This is a genomic window from Cryobacterium sp. Sr3 (assembly GCF_004402835.1).
Lineage (GTDB): Bacteria > Actinomycetota > Actinomycetes > Actinomycetales > Microbacteriaceae > Cryobacterium > Cryobacterium sandaracinum.
Map to the genome: position 1 here is coordinate 93,058 of NZ_SOFA01000001.1, position 16,624 is coordinate 109,681.

14 protein-coding genes are annotated in these 16,624 nt (G+C 67.9%); 11 read left to right on the top strand and 3 right to left on the bottom strand.

Annotated elements, in window-relative coordinates:
* Nucleotides 1–50 precede the first annotated feature (50 nt).
* The 10 genes from argS (at nt 51) to pdxH (ending at nt 12,956) form a co-directional block, all read left to right on the top strand.
* Entirely contained in the window at nt 51–1,727 is a 1,677-nt protein-coding gene (gene argS / locus E3N94_RS00430) for an arginine--tRNA ligase (protein WP_134419483.1), read from the top strand.
* A gap of 2 nt (nt 1,728–1,729) precedes the next feature.
* Entirely contained in the window at nt 1,730–2,509 is a 780-nt protein-coding gene (locus E3N94_RS00435; RefSeq protein ID WP_134419484.1) for a DUF2993 domain-containing protein, read from the top strand.
* A 143-nt stretch (nt 2,510–2,652) separates the two neighbouring features.
* Nucleotides 2,653–2,940: a hypothetical protein gene (locus E3N94_RS00440; protein WP_134373562.1), complete on the top strand. Its 288-nt coding sequence runs from the start codon at nt 2,653–2,655 to the stop codon at nt 2,938–2,940.
* A gap of 207 nt (nt 2,941–3,147) precedes the next feature.
* Complete coding sequence (gene lysA / locus E3N94_RS00445) at nt 3,148–4,596, top strand: diaminopimelate decarboxylase (RefSeq protein ID WP_134569592.1); 1,449 nt, start codon at nt 3,148–3,150, stop codon at nt 4,594–4,596.
* A complete protein-coding gene (locus E3N94_RS00450) occupies nt 4,593–5,930 on the top strand; it encodes a homoserine dehydrogenase (protein WP_104099690.1) in 1,338 nt (445 codons plus the stop codon). Before lysA ends, E3N94_RS00450 begins: the two co-directional genes overlap by 4 nt.
* A complete protein-coding gene (thrC, locus tag E3N94_RS00455) occupies nt 5,930–7,051 on the top strand; it encodes a threonine synthase (protein WP_134343235.1) in 1,122 nt (373 codons plus the stop codon). Before E3N94_RS00450 ends, thrC begins: the two co-directional genes overlap by 1 nt.
* Complete coding sequence (thrB, locus tag E3N94_RS00460; protein ID WP_104099692.1) at nt 7,048–8,001, top strand: homoserine kinase; 954 nt, start codon at nt 7,048–7,050, stop codon at nt 7,999–8,001. Before thrC ends, thrB begins: the two co-directional genes overlap by 4 nt.
* Nucleotides 8,002–8,519: 518 nt before the next feature.
* Entirely contained in the window at nt 8,520–11,129 is a 2,610-nt protein-coding gene (gene rho, locus E3N94_RS00465) for a transcription termination factor Rho (RefSeq protein WP_134569593.1), read from the top strand.
* Complete coding sequence (gene prfA / locus E3N94_RS00470) at nt 11,129–12,208, top strand: peptide chain release factor 1 (protein WP_134343233.1); 1,080 nt, start codon at nt 11,129–11,131, stop codon at nt 12,206–12,208. Before rho ends, prfA begins: the two co-directional genes overlap by 1 nt.
* Nucleotides 12,209–12,314: 106 nt before the next feature.
* Nucleotides 12,315–12,956 carry a pyridoxamine 5'-phosphate oxidase gene (pdxH, locus tag E3N94_RS00475; RefSeq protein ID WP_174721885.1) on the top strand — a complete coding sequence of 214 codons (642 nt, stop codon included), beginning with the start codon at nt 12,315–12,317 and terminating at the stop codon, nt 12,954–12,956.
* A 51-nt stretch (nt 12,957–13,007) separates the two neighbouring features.
* Here the strand turns inward: pdxH and E3N94_RS00480 are convergent, their stop codons facing one another.
* Genes E3N94_RS00480 through cysK form a run of 3 tightly spaced genes read right to left on the bottom strand, consistent with a single transcriptional unit; the run spans nt 13,008 to nt 15,578 of the window.
* The gene (locus E3N94_RS00480; RefSeq protein ID WP_134373554.1) at nt 13,008–14,018 is read right to left on the bottom strand and encodes a 2-oxoglutarate and iron-dependent oxygenase domain-containing protein; all 1,011 of its coding nucleotides are present in this window, start codon (nt 14,016–14,018) and stop codon (nt 13,008–13,010) included.
* A gap of 13 nt (nt 14,019–14,031) precedes the next feature.
* Nucleotides 14,032–14,610 (bottom strand): serine O-acetyltransferase EpsC, encoded by a 579-nt coding sequence (gene epsC, locus E3N94_RS00485; RefSeq protein WP_134415479.1) that lies wholly within the window; start codon nt 14,608–14,610, stop codon nt 14,032–14,034.
* 29 nt (nt 14,611–14,639) lie between these two features.
* Complete coding sequence (gene cysK / locus E3N94_RS00490) at nt 14,640–15,578, bottom strand: cysteine synthase A (protein WP_104099697.1); 939 nt, start codon at nt 15,576–15,578, stop codon at nt 14,640–14,642.
* Nucleotides 15,579–15,718: 140 nt separating this feature from the next.
* On the opposite strand from cysK, the gene prmC reads away from it, so the two are divergent.
* Nucleotides 15,719–16,600, top strand: a complete 882-nt coding sequence (gene prmC / locus E3N94_RS00495) for a peptide chain release factor N(5)-glutamine methyltransferase (RefSeq protein WP_233191194.1) — start codon at nt 15,719–15,721, stop codon at nt 16,598–16,600.
* The last annotated feature ends 24 nt before the right edge of the window (nt 16,601–16,624 follow it).

Genomic DNA, 16,624 nt, shown 5'->3' on the forward strand with positions numbered 1-16,624 from the left:
TGACCTTACCAAGAGGGTTGTCTGTGACCGGGCCGGTAAGCTTGCTAGTCGTGACTCCCGCTGAGCTTTCCCAATCCCTGCTAGACCTCATCCTCCAGTTGAGCGAGAGTCGACGCGAGGCCGGAATCGACGTGACCGACGTCAACCTGACCGGGGCGGATGTCACCCTCGAGCGTCCGAGAAACCGCGACCACGGTGATTGGGCCTCCAGCATCGCGATGAAGATCGCCAAGCCACTCGGCTCCAACCCGCGCGAGGTGGCCGCCGAACTGGCTGCCGGCCTGGAACAGCTTCCCGACGTGGCCTCGGTGGACGTCGCCGGACCCGGCTTCATCAACATCCGTCTCGAGGCCGCCGCCGCCGGCGCACTCGCCAAGACCATCGTCGATGCGGGCCCCGCTTACGGCACCGGGCACCTCTACGACGGCCTCAAGATCAACCTCGAATTCGTGTCCGCCAACCCCACCGGCCCCATCCACATGGGCGGCGTGCGCTGGGCGGCCGTGGGTGACAGCCTGGCCCGGGTGCTGCAGGCGGAGGGCGCCGACGTCACCCGCGAGTACTACTTCAACGACCACGGCTCGCAGATCGACCGCTTCGCCCGCAGCGTGCTCGCCGGCTACCTCGGCGAGCCCACCCCCGAAGACGGTTACGGCGGCGCCTACATCGGAGACATCGCCGACCAGGTCGTGGCCAGCCACGAAGGCGACATCGCGGTGCTGGCCCGCGACGAGCAGCAGGAAGTGTTCCGCAGCGTCGGCGTCGATTTGATGTTCACCGAGATCAAGGAGAAGCTGCACGGCTTCGGCGTGGATTTCGACGTGTACTTCCACGAAGATTCCCTGCACGAGTCCGGCGCCGTCAACCGGGCCATCGAACGGCTGCGCGAACAGGGCCACATCTTCGAAGAAGACGGGGCCATCTGGCTGCGCACGACCACGTTCGGCGATGACCGCGACCGCGTCATCATCCGTTCCAACGGCGAACCGGCCTACATCTCCGGTGACCTCGGCTACTACCTCGACAAGCGTGAGCGCGGTTTCGACCAGAACCTGATCATGCTCGGCGCCGACCACCATGGCTATGTCGGCCGCATGATGGCCATGGTCGAGGCCTTCGGCGACGTGCCCGGTGTGAACCTGCAGATTCTGATCGGCCAGATGGTCAACCTGCTGCGCAACGGCGAACCGGTGCGGATGAGCAAGCGCGCCGGAACGATCGTCACCCTCGACGACCTCGTCGACGCCGTCGGCGTGGACGCCGGCCGCTACTCCCTAGTGCGCTCCAGCAGCGACACTCAGCTCGACATCGACCTCGACCTGCTCGGCAAGCGCACCAACGAGAACCCGGTCTTCTACGTGCAGTATGCGCATGCCCGTACCTGCTCGGTCGCCCGCAACGCGGCCACCGCGGGGGTGGAACGCACCGCATTCGCCCCGGAGCTACTCACCCACGACAGCGAATCGGCCCTGCTCGGCGTGTTGCAGGAATACCCGCGCGTCGTCGCGCAGGCCGCCGAACTGCGCGAGCCCCACCGTATCGCCCGCTACATCGAAGAGGTTGCCGGCTACTACCACCGCTGGTACGACAGCTGCCGGGTGATCCCGCTCGGCGACGAACCGATCACCGACCTGCACCGCACCCGGCTCTGGCTCAACGACGCCACCGGCCAGGTCATCCGCAACGGCCTCGGCCTGCTCGGCGTCTCCGCACCGGAACGCATGTAGGCATGGACGCGTCCGCCAGGAAATCCCGTCGTCGCGGGCTCGGGGCGTTCATCGTCGCGGGTCTGGTCGTGGTCGGGCTCGTCGCTGCTTTCTTCTTCGTCGACGGGGGCCTGCGCAGCTACGCCGAGGGCCAGATCGAGCAGGAGATCGCCTCGAACCTGCCCGACACCGTGACGGGGGACGTGGCCGTCTCCATCGGAGGCCTGTCGGTCATCGCACAGTACCTCGGCGGCAGCTTCGACCGGGTGGCCCTGGAATCAGGCACCCTGACCGTGGACGGCGTGCCGGCATCCGTGCACGTCGTGGCGACGGATGTCCCGCTCGACCAATCCCAGCCCGTCGGCGACGTGCGCGGCATCATCGACCTCGAACCCGATGCCCTCAACACCCTGCTGAGCCAGGCTCTGCCGAGCAATGTCCCCGACGCCGGCGTCGAACTCGGGAAGGACGAGATCAGCTACAGCGGCAGCCTGGAGGTGCTCGGCTTCCCGATCGGCTACCGCGCCTCGGCGACGCCGAGCGTGGACGCCGACGCACTGCTGCTCACGCCGAGCGGTGCCAGCGTCACCTCAGGCGGCGGCAGCATCAACGCCGGCAACCTGCTGTCTCGTGTTCTGGGTGAGGAACCGCTCCGCATCTGCGTGGCCCAGTACCTCCCCGAGGGGGTCACCCTCGCCGGAGTGAACGTGACCGCGGATCGAGCGCGACTCACGCTGCAGTCGAGCTCGTTGACGCTGAGCCGACAGTCGTTGACCACCCTCGGCAGCTGCACCGCCGGTTGACCCCGCACTTCATGCCCTGGCAGCACGCCGACACGCTCGCACATCGTTCGGACCGTAATCAAACCGGGGCCTGACACGACGCCCGCGGGGTCGTACACTCGAGGTATCCGCCGGTCGCGCATTCGCCTTTTCGAGGAGGCACCATGACGTTGTTGCGCATTCAACACCCCGTGCCCGACTATGGCCGCTGGAAACGTGCCTTCGATCTGGACCCGGCCGACCGCCGCGGATCCGGGGTGATCCGCTATACGATTTTCCGCTCGGTGACCGATCCGAACTTCGTCATGGTCGACCTGGAACTGGGCACCATCCGGGAAGCGGAGAAGATGCTTCTCAAGATGCGGCGCATCTGGTGCAGCAGCGGCTCGAGCGTAATGATCGACCCGGAGGCGTGGATCGTCGACGTGGCCGAAACTGCCGCGCTGGTCTGACCGCAGCCCGCCCCGCTGCCCAGCCCGCGCAGCCCGCCACGCAGCGGGACGTAACGCGATTCGGCGCGCACCGGCGGCGTTCGCTACACTCGGAACAGGTCCCCGGTCGCAGCCGACGGCATCCTTTCACTGGCTTCAGGGACCAATCCGGGTTCGCTCGCCACTCAGTGAGACACCCACTCGACATTTCCCGTGAGGTTTTCACCCGTGGCCACCAACCCACTCGCCCCCGACTGGCTTTGCCTGTCCGACGACGCCAATGCGCTCGCCGATGGCCTCTGGCCGGCCACCATCGACCGCACCCCGCAGGGGGAACTCCTCATCGGCGGCTGCACCGCCTCCGCCCTAGCCGCCGAATTCGGCACTCCTCTTTATCTGGTCGACGAAACGGATGCCCGCGCCCGCGCGGCCTCGCTCCGCGCCGCCTTCGAGGCCGAGTTCGCTCGCATCGGTACGAGCGTGCACATCTACTACGCCGGCAAAGCGTTCCTGTCCACCGAGATCGCCCGTTGGATGCTGGCCGAAGGTCTCAACATCGACGTCTGCAGCGGCGGCGAACTCGCCGTGGCGCTGGCGGCCGGCAGCCCGCCGAACCGGCTCGGCTATCACGGCAACAACAAATCCCTGGCCGAGATCGACGAGGCCTGCCGCGTCGGCGTCGGCACCATCGTGATCGACAGCCTGGTCGAAATCGGGCGCGTCGCCGCGGCCGCCGCCCGGCACGGCATCGTGCAGGCCGTTCGGCTGCGCGTGAACAGCGGCGTGCACGCGCACACCCACGCATTCCTCGCCACGGCGCACGAAGACCAGAAGTTCGGCGTGACGCTCGATGACGCCGCGGCGCTGGTGGGCCTCATCCGGGCCGAGTCGAGCCTGGGCTTCCGCGGCCTGCACTGCCACATCGGCTCGCAGATCTTCGGCGCCGACGGCTTCGCCGAATCCGCGTCGCGCCTCCTCGCCGTGCACGCCGCCCTGCTCGCAGGCGGCCCCGTCCCCGAGCTGAACCTCGGAGGCGGCTTCGGCATCGCCTACACCCTGGCCGACACCCCCACCCCGATCGGCGAGCTCGCGGCCAGCCTGGCCGACATCGTCGCCGCGCAGTGCAGCGCCCTCGGCATCCCGGTGCCCGTGGTCGCCTTCGAGCCGGGACGTTGCATCATCGGCCCGGCCGGAATCACCCTCTACGAGGTCGGAACCACCAAGTCCGTCGACGTGGCCGGCAGCCCGCGCCTCTATGTCAGTGTCGACGGAGGCATGAGCGACAACGCCCGCCCCGCCCTCTACGGCGCCGACTACACCGTGCGGCTCGCCGGCCGCGTGTCGGCGGCCGACCCGGTGCTGGTGCGCCTCGCCGGCAAGCACTGCGAGAGCGGCGACATCGTCGTCGACGCTGACTATCTCCCCGGCGACGTGGCCCCGGGCGACCTGGTGGCCGTCGCGGCCACCGGCGCCTACTGCTGGTCGCTGTCGAACAACTACAACTTCCTCGGCCGGCCGGCCGTGGTCGCGGTGGCCGGCGGCATCCCGCGGATGCTGGTGCGCGGCGAGACCATCGCCGACCTGCTCGCCCGCGACACCGGGGTCTCGGCCTCGACCGGCTCGACCACCGGCTCGACCACCGGCTCGACCGATCTACCGAAGGAACCCGCCCGATGATCGAATACCGCAATCTGCGCGTCGCACTGCTGGGAGGCGGCTCCGTCGGCGCTCAGGTCGCCCGGCTGCTGCTCGAAAACAGTGAAGAACTCGCCAACCGGGTGGGTGCCAGCCTCGAGCTCGTCGGCATCCTGGTGCGCGACGTCGACGCCGAGCGCACCGTCGAACTGCCCCGCGAGCTGTTCACCACCGACGCCGAGACCCTGATCCTCGGCGCCGACGTCGTCATCGAGTTGATGGGCGGCATCGAGCCCGCACGCTCATACATTCTGATGGCGATCAACTCGGGGGCGGATGTCGTCACCGCCAACAAGGCGTTGCTGGCCACCCACGGGCCCGAACTCTTCGCCGCCGCCGACCAGGTCGGCGCACAGCTGAAGTACGAGGCGGCCGTGGCCGGTGCGATCCCGATCGTTCGGCCGCTTGGCGAGAGTCTCGGCGGCGACCAGGTCAACCGCATCCTCGGCATCGTGAACGGCACCACCAACTTCATCCTCGACCGGATGGACACTGAGGGGGACACCCTCGAGGAGGCTCTCGCCCTGGCCACCGACCTCGGCTACGCCGAGGCCGACCCGACCGCCGACATCGGCGGGTACGACGCGGCGCAGAAGGCGGCCATTCTGGCCAGCCTCGCCTTCCACACGACCGTGCCGCTCGCATCCGTCTACCGCGAGGGCATCACCGCCATCACGCCCGCGCAGATCGACTCAGCCCGCAAGGCCGGCTACGTCGTGAAGCTGCTCGCCATCTGCGAACGCCTCGTCGACGCCGAAAGCGGCCAGCAGGGCGTCTCCGCCCGGGTCTACCCGGCCATGGTTCACCGCAGCCACCCGCTCGCCTCCGTGCACGGCGCCAACAACGCGGTTTTTGTCGAAGCGGAGTCGGCCGGCAGCTTGATGTTCTACGGCGCCGGCGCCGGGGGAGTGGAGACGGCGTCCGCCGTGCTCGGCGACCTGGTGTCACTGGCCCGCCGCCACATCGCCGGTGGCCCCGGCGTTCCCGCGTCCCAGCACGCCGACCTGCCGGTCTTCGACATCGGCCAGATCGTCACGCGCTACGCCGTCACCCTGGAAGTTACCGACGAACCCGGCGTTCTCGCCACGCTCGCCAGCGTGTTCAGCGACCACGGCGTGTCCCTGGCCCTGGTCGAGCAGTCGATGACGCCGGCCCAGCCGGGCACCGCGAGTCGCTCCGCCGTCTCCGCCACGGCTACCCTAGTTATCGGAACGCACGAGGCTACGGAGGCCGCCCTGGCGGCCACCGTGACAGACCTCGCCGCGAACAGATTTGTCACCAATGTCGCATCCGTTTTGAGAGTTGAAGGAGCCTGATGTCCAGCGAACGAGAGACTCTGCCGAAACCAGTCGTGAAGACGGCTTCCCGGCAGTGGCGCGGCGTGCTGCGCGAGTACGCGGACCGCCTCAACATCACGGATGCGACGCCCATCATCACTCTCGGCGAGGGGGGCACCCCGCTGATTCCGGCTCCGGCGCTCTCCGTTCGCACGGGCGCGAAGGTCTGGATCAAGTACGAGGGCATGAACCCGACCGGTTCCTTCAAGGACCGCGGCATGACCATGGCCATCTCCAAGGCCGTCGAAGACGGTGCCAAGGCCGTCATCTGCGCGTCCACCGGCAACACCTCCGCGTCGGCCGCCGCCTACGCGACCCACGCCGGAATCCAGGCCGTCGTGCTGGTGCCCGAGGGCAAGATCGCCATGGGCAAGCTCAGCCAGGCCATCGCACACAACGCGCAGCTGCTGCAGGTGCAGGGCAATTTCGACGACTGCCTCGACATCGCCCGCGACCTCTCCGCGAATTACCCCGTGCACCTGGTCAATTCGGTCAACCCCGACCGGATCGAAGGCCAGAAGACGGCCGCCTTCGAGGTCGTCGAGGTGCTGGAAGACGCGCCGGACATCCACATCGTCCCCGTCGGCAATGCTGGCAACTACACCGCCTACACGCGCGGGTACACCGAAGAGCTCGAGCGCGGCGCCACTACGAAGCTGCCGCGCATGTTCGGGTTCCAGGCTGCTGGCAGCGCCCCGATCGTGCTCGGCCACCGCGTCGACCACCCGGAGACCATCGCCAGCGCCATCCGCATCGGCAACCCGGCATCCTGGGACCTCGCCCTCGCCGCGCGTACCCTGACCGACGGCTACTTCGGCGCGATCAGCGACGAAAAGATCCTCGAGGCCTACCGCATCCTGTCGGCCGAGGTCGGCATCTTCGTCGAGCCGGCCTCCGCGATCAGCGTCGCCGGCCTGCTCGAACGCGCCGAAGCCGGGCTCATCCCGGCCGGCTCCACCGTGGTACTCACGGTCACCGGCCACGGTCTGAAGGACCCGCAGTGGGCGCTCCGCACCGCAGACGGCTCCGACGTCAAGCCGACCATCGTGCCTGTCGACACCGCCGAAATCGCCAGCGTCCTCGGGCTGGTCCAGAAATGACCATCGCCGAGGCCCTCTCCGGCAAGTCGGTGCTCTCGGGCCGTTCCGTCACCGTGCAGGTGCCGGCGACCACGGCCAACCTCGGCCCCGGCTTCGACACCCTGGGTCTGGCCCTGGCACACCACGACCACCTCCAGGTCTCCGTTCGCGATGAGCCGGGCGTCACGGTCGAGGTGCACGGCGTCGGAGAAGGCGTGGTGCCCACCGATGAGACCAACCTCGTCGTGCGCGCCCTCATCCACGCCTTCGCCGCTTACGGCCAGGAACTGCCCGGACTGAACCTCGTTGCCCACAACGAGATCCCGCACGGCCGCGGCATGGGCTCGTCCGGCGCCGCCATCGTCGCCGGGATCATGGCCGCGAAGGGCCTGCTCGAGGGCATCGTCGACATCGACGCGGAGGCGCTTCTGGCCCTCGCGACTGAGATGGAGGGGCACCCCGACAACGTGGCGCCCGCCCTGTTCGGTGGTCTCACGATCGCGTGGATGACACCCGAGGGACCGCGTCACAAGAAGCTGATGGTGCACCGCGGCGTCAAGCCGCTCGTGTTCGTTCCGGAGCACGCCATGTCCACGGCGCTCGCCCGCAGCCTGCAGCCCGAGAGCGTGCCGCACGAAGACGCCGTCTTCAACCTGTCGCGCTCGGCCCTGCTGATCGCGGCCCTGATTCAGAGCCCCGAACTGCTCCTCGCGGCCACCGAGGACAAACTGCACCAGAGCTACCGTGCCGCCGCCATGCCGGAGACCAACCGGCTGATCACCCTGCTCCGGGAGCACGGCTTCGCCGCCGTCGTCTCCGGCGCCGGCCCATCGATCCTGGTGCTGGCCAGTGACCCAGGGCAGCGACTCGTCGCGGCCGAGCTCATCGCCGCCGAGTCCGAAACGCCCTGGCAGGCGCTGATGCTGGCCGTCGACGTGCTGGGTGCAACCGTCACCCGCACCGAGCGTTAGAGAAGCGAGTCCGAATCGATCGGTTGTGTCGCTCCCGGTCGGTCAGTCGACTGCACCGCCCGGGCAGTGTTCCTCGCAGGCGCAGCGCCCGATCCGGTGGTGAACCAATTCGACGGAGATTCTCGTGTGAAACCGCTCTTTCGGGTGAATCAGGTGCGATTTGGGCAAAATCTCCGTCGAATTCGTTCGGGACGCAGGCCGGAGCACCGAGCCGGTTGGACCCGGCAGCGGTGACTCATCGCTGACGGCTGTGAGGACTCACTCAGGTCAAGGAGTATCTGAAAGCCAAGGACACGCCGTATCCGGTCGGTCCTCGGCGTTCTTACGTTCTGCTACAGTAAAAGTGCACCCGATGAAACCGCGTAACGCCCGGCTCTCTTCTCCGGTGCATTCCCTGTAACTCACTGCTATCGCATCATCTATGCGTAGCTGTGTGTGTTCACTTCAATCCACATCACTTTGGGATTGGACCACCCGCAGCGCGTGAGACGCCGCAACAGCTTCCCTGGCCCGCTCGCATGACGCCAGGGGAAAGGACAATTTTCGTGACTGACGTCAACCTCCTCACCCCCGGTGCGGATTCCTCGCACCTCACCACCCTTCGCGTCGCCGAGCTTCTGGCTCTGGCGCTCGAGCTGGGTATCCCGGGTGCATCAAAGCTTCGCAAGGGAGAGCTCGTAGGAGCAATCACCGCCGAGCAGGCCAAGAGCGCATCCTCGGGTGTCTCCGCCGAGACCACGGCCGCCGAGGCCACGGCCGCCGACACCACGGCCGCCGTTCCCGTCGAAGAGGCGATTCCCGCGGCCGACGCCGCGACCGACGCGGCCTCGACCACCGACGTTGCTGCCAACGTCACCGGTGCCGCGCCGCGCAAGCGCGTGTCCCGCCGCGCCTCCACCGCGACCGCGGCTCCCGCCGTGGCGCACGTCAACGCTGACGGCGACCTGGGCATCGGCATGATCGTTCCGGATGACGCCGCGGCCCTCCGCCGTACCACTGCCCCCACCACCTATGCCGGCGCCTTGCCGGAGTCACCCGTGACCGAGACCGTAGTCCCGGCCACGAAGCCGGCCCGCCAGGCTCGCAAACGTGCCACGTCGGTCACCGTGAAGGCAGCGGCCGAAGCCGCCGCCGCCCCCATCGTGGACACCGAGGCCCCCACCATTGAGACTGAAACAACCACCGAGGCTGCTGCCCCGGTAGAGGCGGTCGCCGAGACCGCAGTCGTGGCCGAGGAGACCCCCGAGATCACCGAGGCGGCACCCGAGACCACCGGTTCCGGCCGGTCGCGTCGCGGTAGCTCACGCGGTGGCCGCAGCGGCGGCGCCCGCAACAGCATCGATGCCCGCAACAGCATCGACGCGCGCAACAACGCCGACGAATTCGCCACGGAGTCCGGAACCCAGTCCGGCACCGATACCGGCACCGAGACCGGAACCGAGCAGCACGCCCCGGTCGAGACCGTCGTCACCGATCAGGCCGAATCGACCGAGCGCGGCGACCACGCCGATCAGAGCGAACTGTCCGAGCAGACGGAACAGCCCCGACAGGGCCGCAACCGCAACCGCAGCCGCGGGGGCGACCGCACGCAGGGCGCCGAGCGTAGCGCCGAGCGCGGTGAGGAGACCGCCCGTCAGCAACGCCAGACCGGCAACCGCGGCCAGGGCCAGAGCCAGGACAATCAGAATCAGGACCGCAACCAGGGTCAGGACCGCAACCAGGGTCAGGACCGCCAGGCCCAGCAGAGCCAGGATCGCGCCCAGGACCGCCAGGACCGCCAGGAGCGTCAGGGTCAGGACCGCCAGGACCGCAACCAGGGCCAAGAGCGTCAGGGTCAGGAGCGCAACGCCGGTCCCGACCGCGCCGGACTCGAAGACGACCTGAACGGCCGTAGCAACCGCAACCGTTTCCGTGACCGCAAGCGTCGCGGCGTCACCACCGGCGACGACTTCGAGCCGGAGCTGAACGACGACGACGTGCTGATCCCCGTCGCCGGCATCCTCGACATCCTCGACAACTACGCGTTCGTGCGCACCTCCGGCTACCTGCCGGGTGCGAGCGACGTCTACGTCTCGCTCGGCCAGGTCAAGAAGTACAACCTGCGCAAGGGCGACGCCGTCGTCGGCTCCATCCGCCAGCCGCACGAAGGCGATCAGAGCGGACGCCAGAAGTACAACGCGATCGTCAAGGTCGACTCCATAAATGGCCTGACCGTCGAAGAGGCCGCGAACCGCGTCGAGTTCCAGAAGCTCACCCCGCTGTACCCGACGGAGCGGCTGCGCCTCGAAACCGAGCCGGGCAAGCTGACGCAGCGGATCATCGACCTGGTCGCCCCGATCGGTAAAGGACAGCGCGGCCTGATTGTCGCACCGCCTAAGGCCGGCAAGACCATCGTCATGCAGCAGATTGCTAACGCCATCGCCACGAACAACCCCGAGGTCCACCTCATGGTCGTCCTGGTCGATGAGCGTCCCGAAGAGGTCACCGACATGCAGCGCACGGTGAAGGGTGAGGTCATTGCCTCCACCTTCGACCGTCCCGCCGAAGACCACACCACGGTCGCCGAGCTCGCCATCGAGCGCGCCAAGCGTCTCGTCGAACTGGGCCACGACGTCGTCGTGCTGCTCGACTCGATCACCCGCCTGGGCCGCGCCTACAATCTGACGGCCCCGCCGTCGGGCCGGATCCTCTCCGGCGGCGTCGACGCGTCCGCGCTGTACCCGCCGAAGCGTTTCTTCGGCGCGGCGCGCAACATTGAGAACGGTGGCTCGCTCACCATCCTCGCCTCCGCCCTGGTGGAGACCGGATCCAAGATGGACGAGGTTATCTTCGAGGAGTTCAAGGGCACGGGCAACATGGAGCTCCGCCTGTCGCGCCACCTGGCCGACAAACGCATCTTCCCCGCGGTGGATGTCAACGCATCCGGCACCCGGCGTGAAGAAATGCTGATGAGCGCGGACGAAGTCAAGATCACTTGGAAACTGCGACGCGCCCTCGCCGGGCTAGAACAGCAGCAGGCACTGGAGGTCATCCTCGGTCGTCTCAAGGAGACCACGTCCAACGTCGAGTTCCTGATGCAGGTTCAGAAGTCGATGCCGACCCTCGGTGGGTCAGACAAGGACCACTGATGTTCGAGTCTGTCCTGACTCTGCTGGCTGAGCACGATGAGCTCCAGTCTCAGCTGGCGGATCCCGAGCTGCACGCGAACCCGGCCCGATCGAAGAAGGTCAACCGTCGCTATGCCGAGCTCAGCCGCATCATCGCGGCCTGGCACGAGTGGAAAGAGATCGGCGAGAATCTCGATGCCGCGCGGGAACTCGCGGACGAGGACGCCGACTTCGCCGCGGAGATCCCCGGTCTGGTGGAGCAGCTGGAAAACGCGGCCGAAAAGCTGCGGCGCCTGCTGATTCCGCGCGACCCGCTCGACGCCCGCGACGTGATCATGGAGATCAAGATGGGGGAGGGCGGTGCGGAATCCGCACTATTCGCCGCCGACCTGCTCCGCATGTACCTGCACTATGCGGAGTCGAAGCGCTGGAAAACCGAGATCATCGAGCAGACCACGAGCGACCTCGGCGGCATCAAAGACATTCAGCTCGCCATCAAGGGCAACGTGAGCGACCCTGCCGAGGGCGTCTGGGCGCACCTCAAGTACGAGGGGGGCGTGCACCGCGTTCAGCGAGTGCCGGCCACCGAGTCGCAGGGACGCATCCACACCTCCGCCGCCGGCGTGCTCGTCTTCCCTGAGGTCGACGAGCCCGAAGAGGTCGAGATCAGTGCGAACGACCTCAAGATCGACGTGTACCGGTCGAGCGGCCCCGGCGGCCAGTCCGTGAACACGACCGACTCCGCCGTGCGCATCACACACCTTCCGACCGGCATCGTCGTGGCCATGCAGAACGAGAAGAGCCAGCTGCAGAACAAGGAAGCCGGCATGCGCGTTCTGCGTGCCCGCGTTCTTGCCCGGCAGCAGGAAGAAATCGACGCCGCCGCCTCCCTCGTGCGCAAGGGCCAGATCCGCACCATGGACCGGTCCGAGCGCATCCGCACGTACAACTTCCCGGAGAACCGGATTGCGGACCACCGCACCGGCTACAAGGCCTACAACCTGGATACGGTCATGAACGGCGCCCTCGACGCCGTGATCGACTCCTGCATCACGGCCGACGAAGCCACCCGGCTGGCCGAGATCGGTGATCACGACTGATCAACCCCGCACGCAGCGGTTGCCCAGCCGTCGGTCTCTCGTAGTCTGGAGAGAACGGAGGCTGGGCTTTTCGCATCCACCGTTCGACAACGAGGCGAGGATGCTGATGGAATCCCTGACGAGTCACACCGACTACGGCGTTGTGAGCCTGACCGAGGCGCAGGTGAACTCTGACCCGATGCTCGAGTTCGCGACCTGGCTGGCGGCCGCTGAGGGAGCCGGGCTGTATGAGCCGAACGCCATGGTCGTCGGCACCATCGACCCCGACGGGCGGCCGAGCAGCCGCACGGTTCTGCTCAAGGGGCTCGACAGCAGCGGGTTCGAGTTCGTCACCAACTACGACTCGCGCAAGGGGCGCGCGCTCCGGAAGAATTCCGGTGTGACGCTGCTATTCCCGTGGTATCCGATGCAGCGCCAGGTGATCGTCTACGGCACTGCCCACGCCACGGATGCCGCCGTCAGCGACGCCTATTTCGCGCGTCGTCCGCGGCCCGCCCGCATCGCCGCCCTGGCCAGTGAGCAATCGGAACCGATCGTGAGCCGCGAACTGCTCGAAGAGCAGGTGCGCGCGGTCGAGCGGCGTTACCCCGACGACATGGAGATCCCGCGGCCCACCGACTGGGGCGGGTTCCGGGTCATTCCGCACGCGATCGAGTTCTGGCAGGGCCGCACGTCCCGGCTGCACGACCGCCTGCGTTTCACGGCGCTGGAGGGCGGAGGCTGGGCGCTGGAGCGCCTCCAGCCGTAGCGCCCGCCAGGGCAGCGACGATCGCTGCGCCGGCAACGGCGGCTGCGGTGGCTACTCGGCGAGGTCGGAGTAGTGGATAGCCGCCACGTCCGGGTGCGCGCGCAGTCGGCTCTTCAGGGCGTTCTCCCCGTAGGTGGAGAAGATCGGGTTGTTCGGGTCGGCTGTGACCCCGGGCGCCTCGAGGGAGTCCGGCAGGCTGAGCAGCGGGATGGTCGCGTCGAGCGCGGGGCCGAAGAAGAACGGAATCGAGACCCGGTCGTCTCCGATCAGAGGCGAGATCACCCGGTGCACGGTGGCCTTGAGGTAGCCGTTCGTGGCCACCTCCAGCAGCTCGCCGATGTTGACCACGAAGGCGCCGTCGAGCGGGGGAGCGTCGATCCAGTCGCCATCCTTCTCCACCTGCAGGCCACCCTTGCCGGGTTCGACGAACAGGAGGGTCAGCACCCCGGAGTCCTTGTGCGCGCCGACGCCCTGCCGGGGAGTGGGATCGGATTTGCCGGGGTAGCGCACGATCTTGATCAGGGTGAACGGCTTCTCGGCGAAGGCCGCGTCGAACACGTGCTCGTCGGCACCGAGCGACAGCGCCCAGGCCTGCATCAGGCGGAGGGCGACCGCGGTGAGCTCTTCGCGCCAGAGGGTCATCACTTCTCGTAGCGCGGGGAGAGTGGACGGCCACTGGTTCGGTCCCTCGAGACGCCGGAAGGCGGCATCCGTGGGCCGCGGAAGTGCCGGGCGCTCCGGCCCGATGTCAATCTGCTCGCGCCAGTCAACCGTACCCTGGGTGAGCTCGCCGCCCACGCGGGTGTAGCCGCGGAAGTGCGGGCTCCGCAGATTCTCGATCGCCATCTTGTCGGCTTCGGGGAGGGCGAAGAAGGCTCGGGCGGTGCGCATGACCCGATCCGTGAGGTCCGCGGGCACGCCGTGACCGGTCAGGTAGAAGAACCCGAAGGAGTGGGTGGCCTCCCGCAGATCGGCTCGAAAAGCCTCCGCCTCCGCATCGCCCCGGTCAAGCCGCGAGAGGTCGAGTACGGGGAGGGTGAGGGCGGCGGTATCGGTGGTCATTGGTCTCTGTCCCTCAGTCGTCGCCGGGCAGCAGCCCGCGGGCGGATTCGATGGTATCGGTCTTGGCCGGCTGCACGATGGCCGGGATCCCCAGCAGCAGCGACTTGGGTGGGGCATCCCGGGTCACCACCGCGTTGGCGCCGATCGTACTCCAGGCGCCGATGACGATGGGCCCGAGCACCTTGGCGCCGGCGCCGATCGTCACCCCGTCGTGCAGGGTGGGGTGCCGCTTCTCCCCCCGGGCCACCCCGTGCCGGGTCTTCCCGCCGAGGGTGACCCCGTGGTAGAGCATCACGTCATCGCCGATGTCCGAGGTCTCCCCGATCACCACGCCCATGCCGTGGTCGATGAACAGCCTTCGGCCGATGCGGGCGCTGGGGTGGATCTCGATCCCGGTCAGGAACCGGGTGAACTGCGACAGGAGCCGGGCCGGGAGCCGCAATCCGGCCTTCCACAGCCGGTGGGACACTCGATACGACCACACGGCGTGCAGACCGCTGTACGCCAGGAACACCTCGATGTTGCTGCGGGCGGCCGGGTCATGGGCGCGCGCCATCGCCAGGTCCTCACGGATGCTCGAAAAGACACCCATTCGCTGCGTCGCCGGCCCGGTTTCGCCGACTAGTCCAGCAGGTCCTCGTAGAGCACCGTGGAGAGGTACCGTTCGCCGAAACTCGGCATGATGGCCACGATGGTCTTGCCGGCGTTCTCGGGGCGCTTGGCCTGTTCGATTGCCACCCAGACAGCCGATCCGCCGGAAATGCCGGAGAGGATGCCCTCATCCGTTGCCAGCGCGCGCGCCGTGGACACGGAGTCGGCGAGCGTGACGTCGGTGACCTCGTCGTAGACGTGCGTGTCGAGAACGTTCGGTATGAAGTTGGCGCCGAGACCCTGGATCTTGTGCGGTCCGGGCTTGCCGCCGGTGAGGATGGGGGAGTCGATCGGCTCGACGCCGACGATGCGTACGGATGGCTTGCGTTCCTTGAGCAGCTGGCCGGTGCCCGTGATGGTCCCTCCGGTGCCGATTCCGGCGACGAGGATGTCGACGGCTCCCGCGGTATCGTCCCAGATCTCGACGCCGGTGGTCGCATAGTGGATGGCCGGGTTGGCCGGGTTGTCGAACTGGCGGGCCAAAATCGCCCCGGGGGTGGCGGCCGCGATTTCCTCGGCCGTCGTGACCGCGCCGCGCATGCCGTCGGAGCCCGGCGTCAGCACGATCCGGGCGCCGTAGGCGCGCAGCAGCTGGCGGCGTTCGCGGCTCATGGTCTCCGGCATCGCCAGGATGACCGTGTATCCGCGGGCGGCGCCCACCATGGCGAGAGCGATCCCGGTGTTGCCGCTGGTACCCTCGACAATGGTTCCACCCGGAGCCAGCTCGCCCGAGGCCTCGGCCGCATCGACGATCGCGATCCCGATCCGGTCCTTCACACTGCCCGAGGGGTTGTAGAACTCCAGTTTCACCAGCACGGTCGCGTCGAGGCCGGCGGTGAGTCGGTTTAGCTTGACCAGAGGGGTCTTGCCGACTGCAGCAGTGATATCGGAGTAAATCTGTGCGGGCATCGGTGGTCGCCTTTCGATCGGGGTCAGGAACCTCGCCCAGCCTACGGCTCCGGCATTGGGCGTGTGCGTGCGTTACATTTCAATACGTGACAACTTCGCACGGCCACCATTCCATTCCCATCAGCTCAATTCCTACCGACATTGTTCCCACCGACATTGCCGAATTGCGCACCCGGGCCATCGACTCCCTTTCCCAGGCGGGGATCAGCGACCCCGACGTCGACGCCGATCTCCTGATCGGTCACGTTCTCGCCCAGAGCCGCGGCCAGGTGCAGGCCGCCGCCATCCTGCGCACCGCCCTGGGCGCCACGGATGCCGCTGCCATCCGTGAACTCGTTCGTCGCCGCTGCCTGCGCGAGCCGCTGCAGCACATCACCGGGCGGGCACCCTTCCGCTCCCTCGACCTGTTCGTCGGACCGGGCGTGTTCGTTCCCCGCCCCGAGACGGAGCAGGTGGCGCAGTTCGCCATCGACGCGCTCCGGGCACTGCCCGACGCGGAGCCGATCGGGGTGGACCTCGGCACCGGTAGCGGCGCGATAGCCCTTTCCCTGGCGGTCGAGGTGCCGAACGCGCGCATCTGGGCGGTCGAGAACTCGCCGGAGGCCTTCCCCTATACCTCCCGCAACTTCGAGCAGGTAGCCGCGCCGAATGCCACGCTGGTGTTCGGCGACCTCACCGAAGAGCTCACCGAACTCGACGGAACCGTGGCCGTGGTCATCTCCAACCCGCCCTACATTCCGACGGATGCGATCCCGCGCGACCCCGAGGTACGCCTCTTCGACCCGGCCCGCGCCCTGTTCGGCGGCCCCGACGGGCTCGACGTGGTGCGGCACGTCTCCCGCACGGCCCTGCGCCTCCTGCGTCCTGGCGGCCAGATCGTGATCGAGCACGGTGAGTTGCAGGGGGCGCAGATCCGTGCCCTCCTGGCCGCCGACGGCTGGCGCGTCCCGGCCACTCACCGCGACTACACCACCCGCGACCGCGCCACCACGGCCCTCGCCCCCGTTCCCGCCGATCGGTGAGGGCGGTTCCCTCTGGGCGGCTGC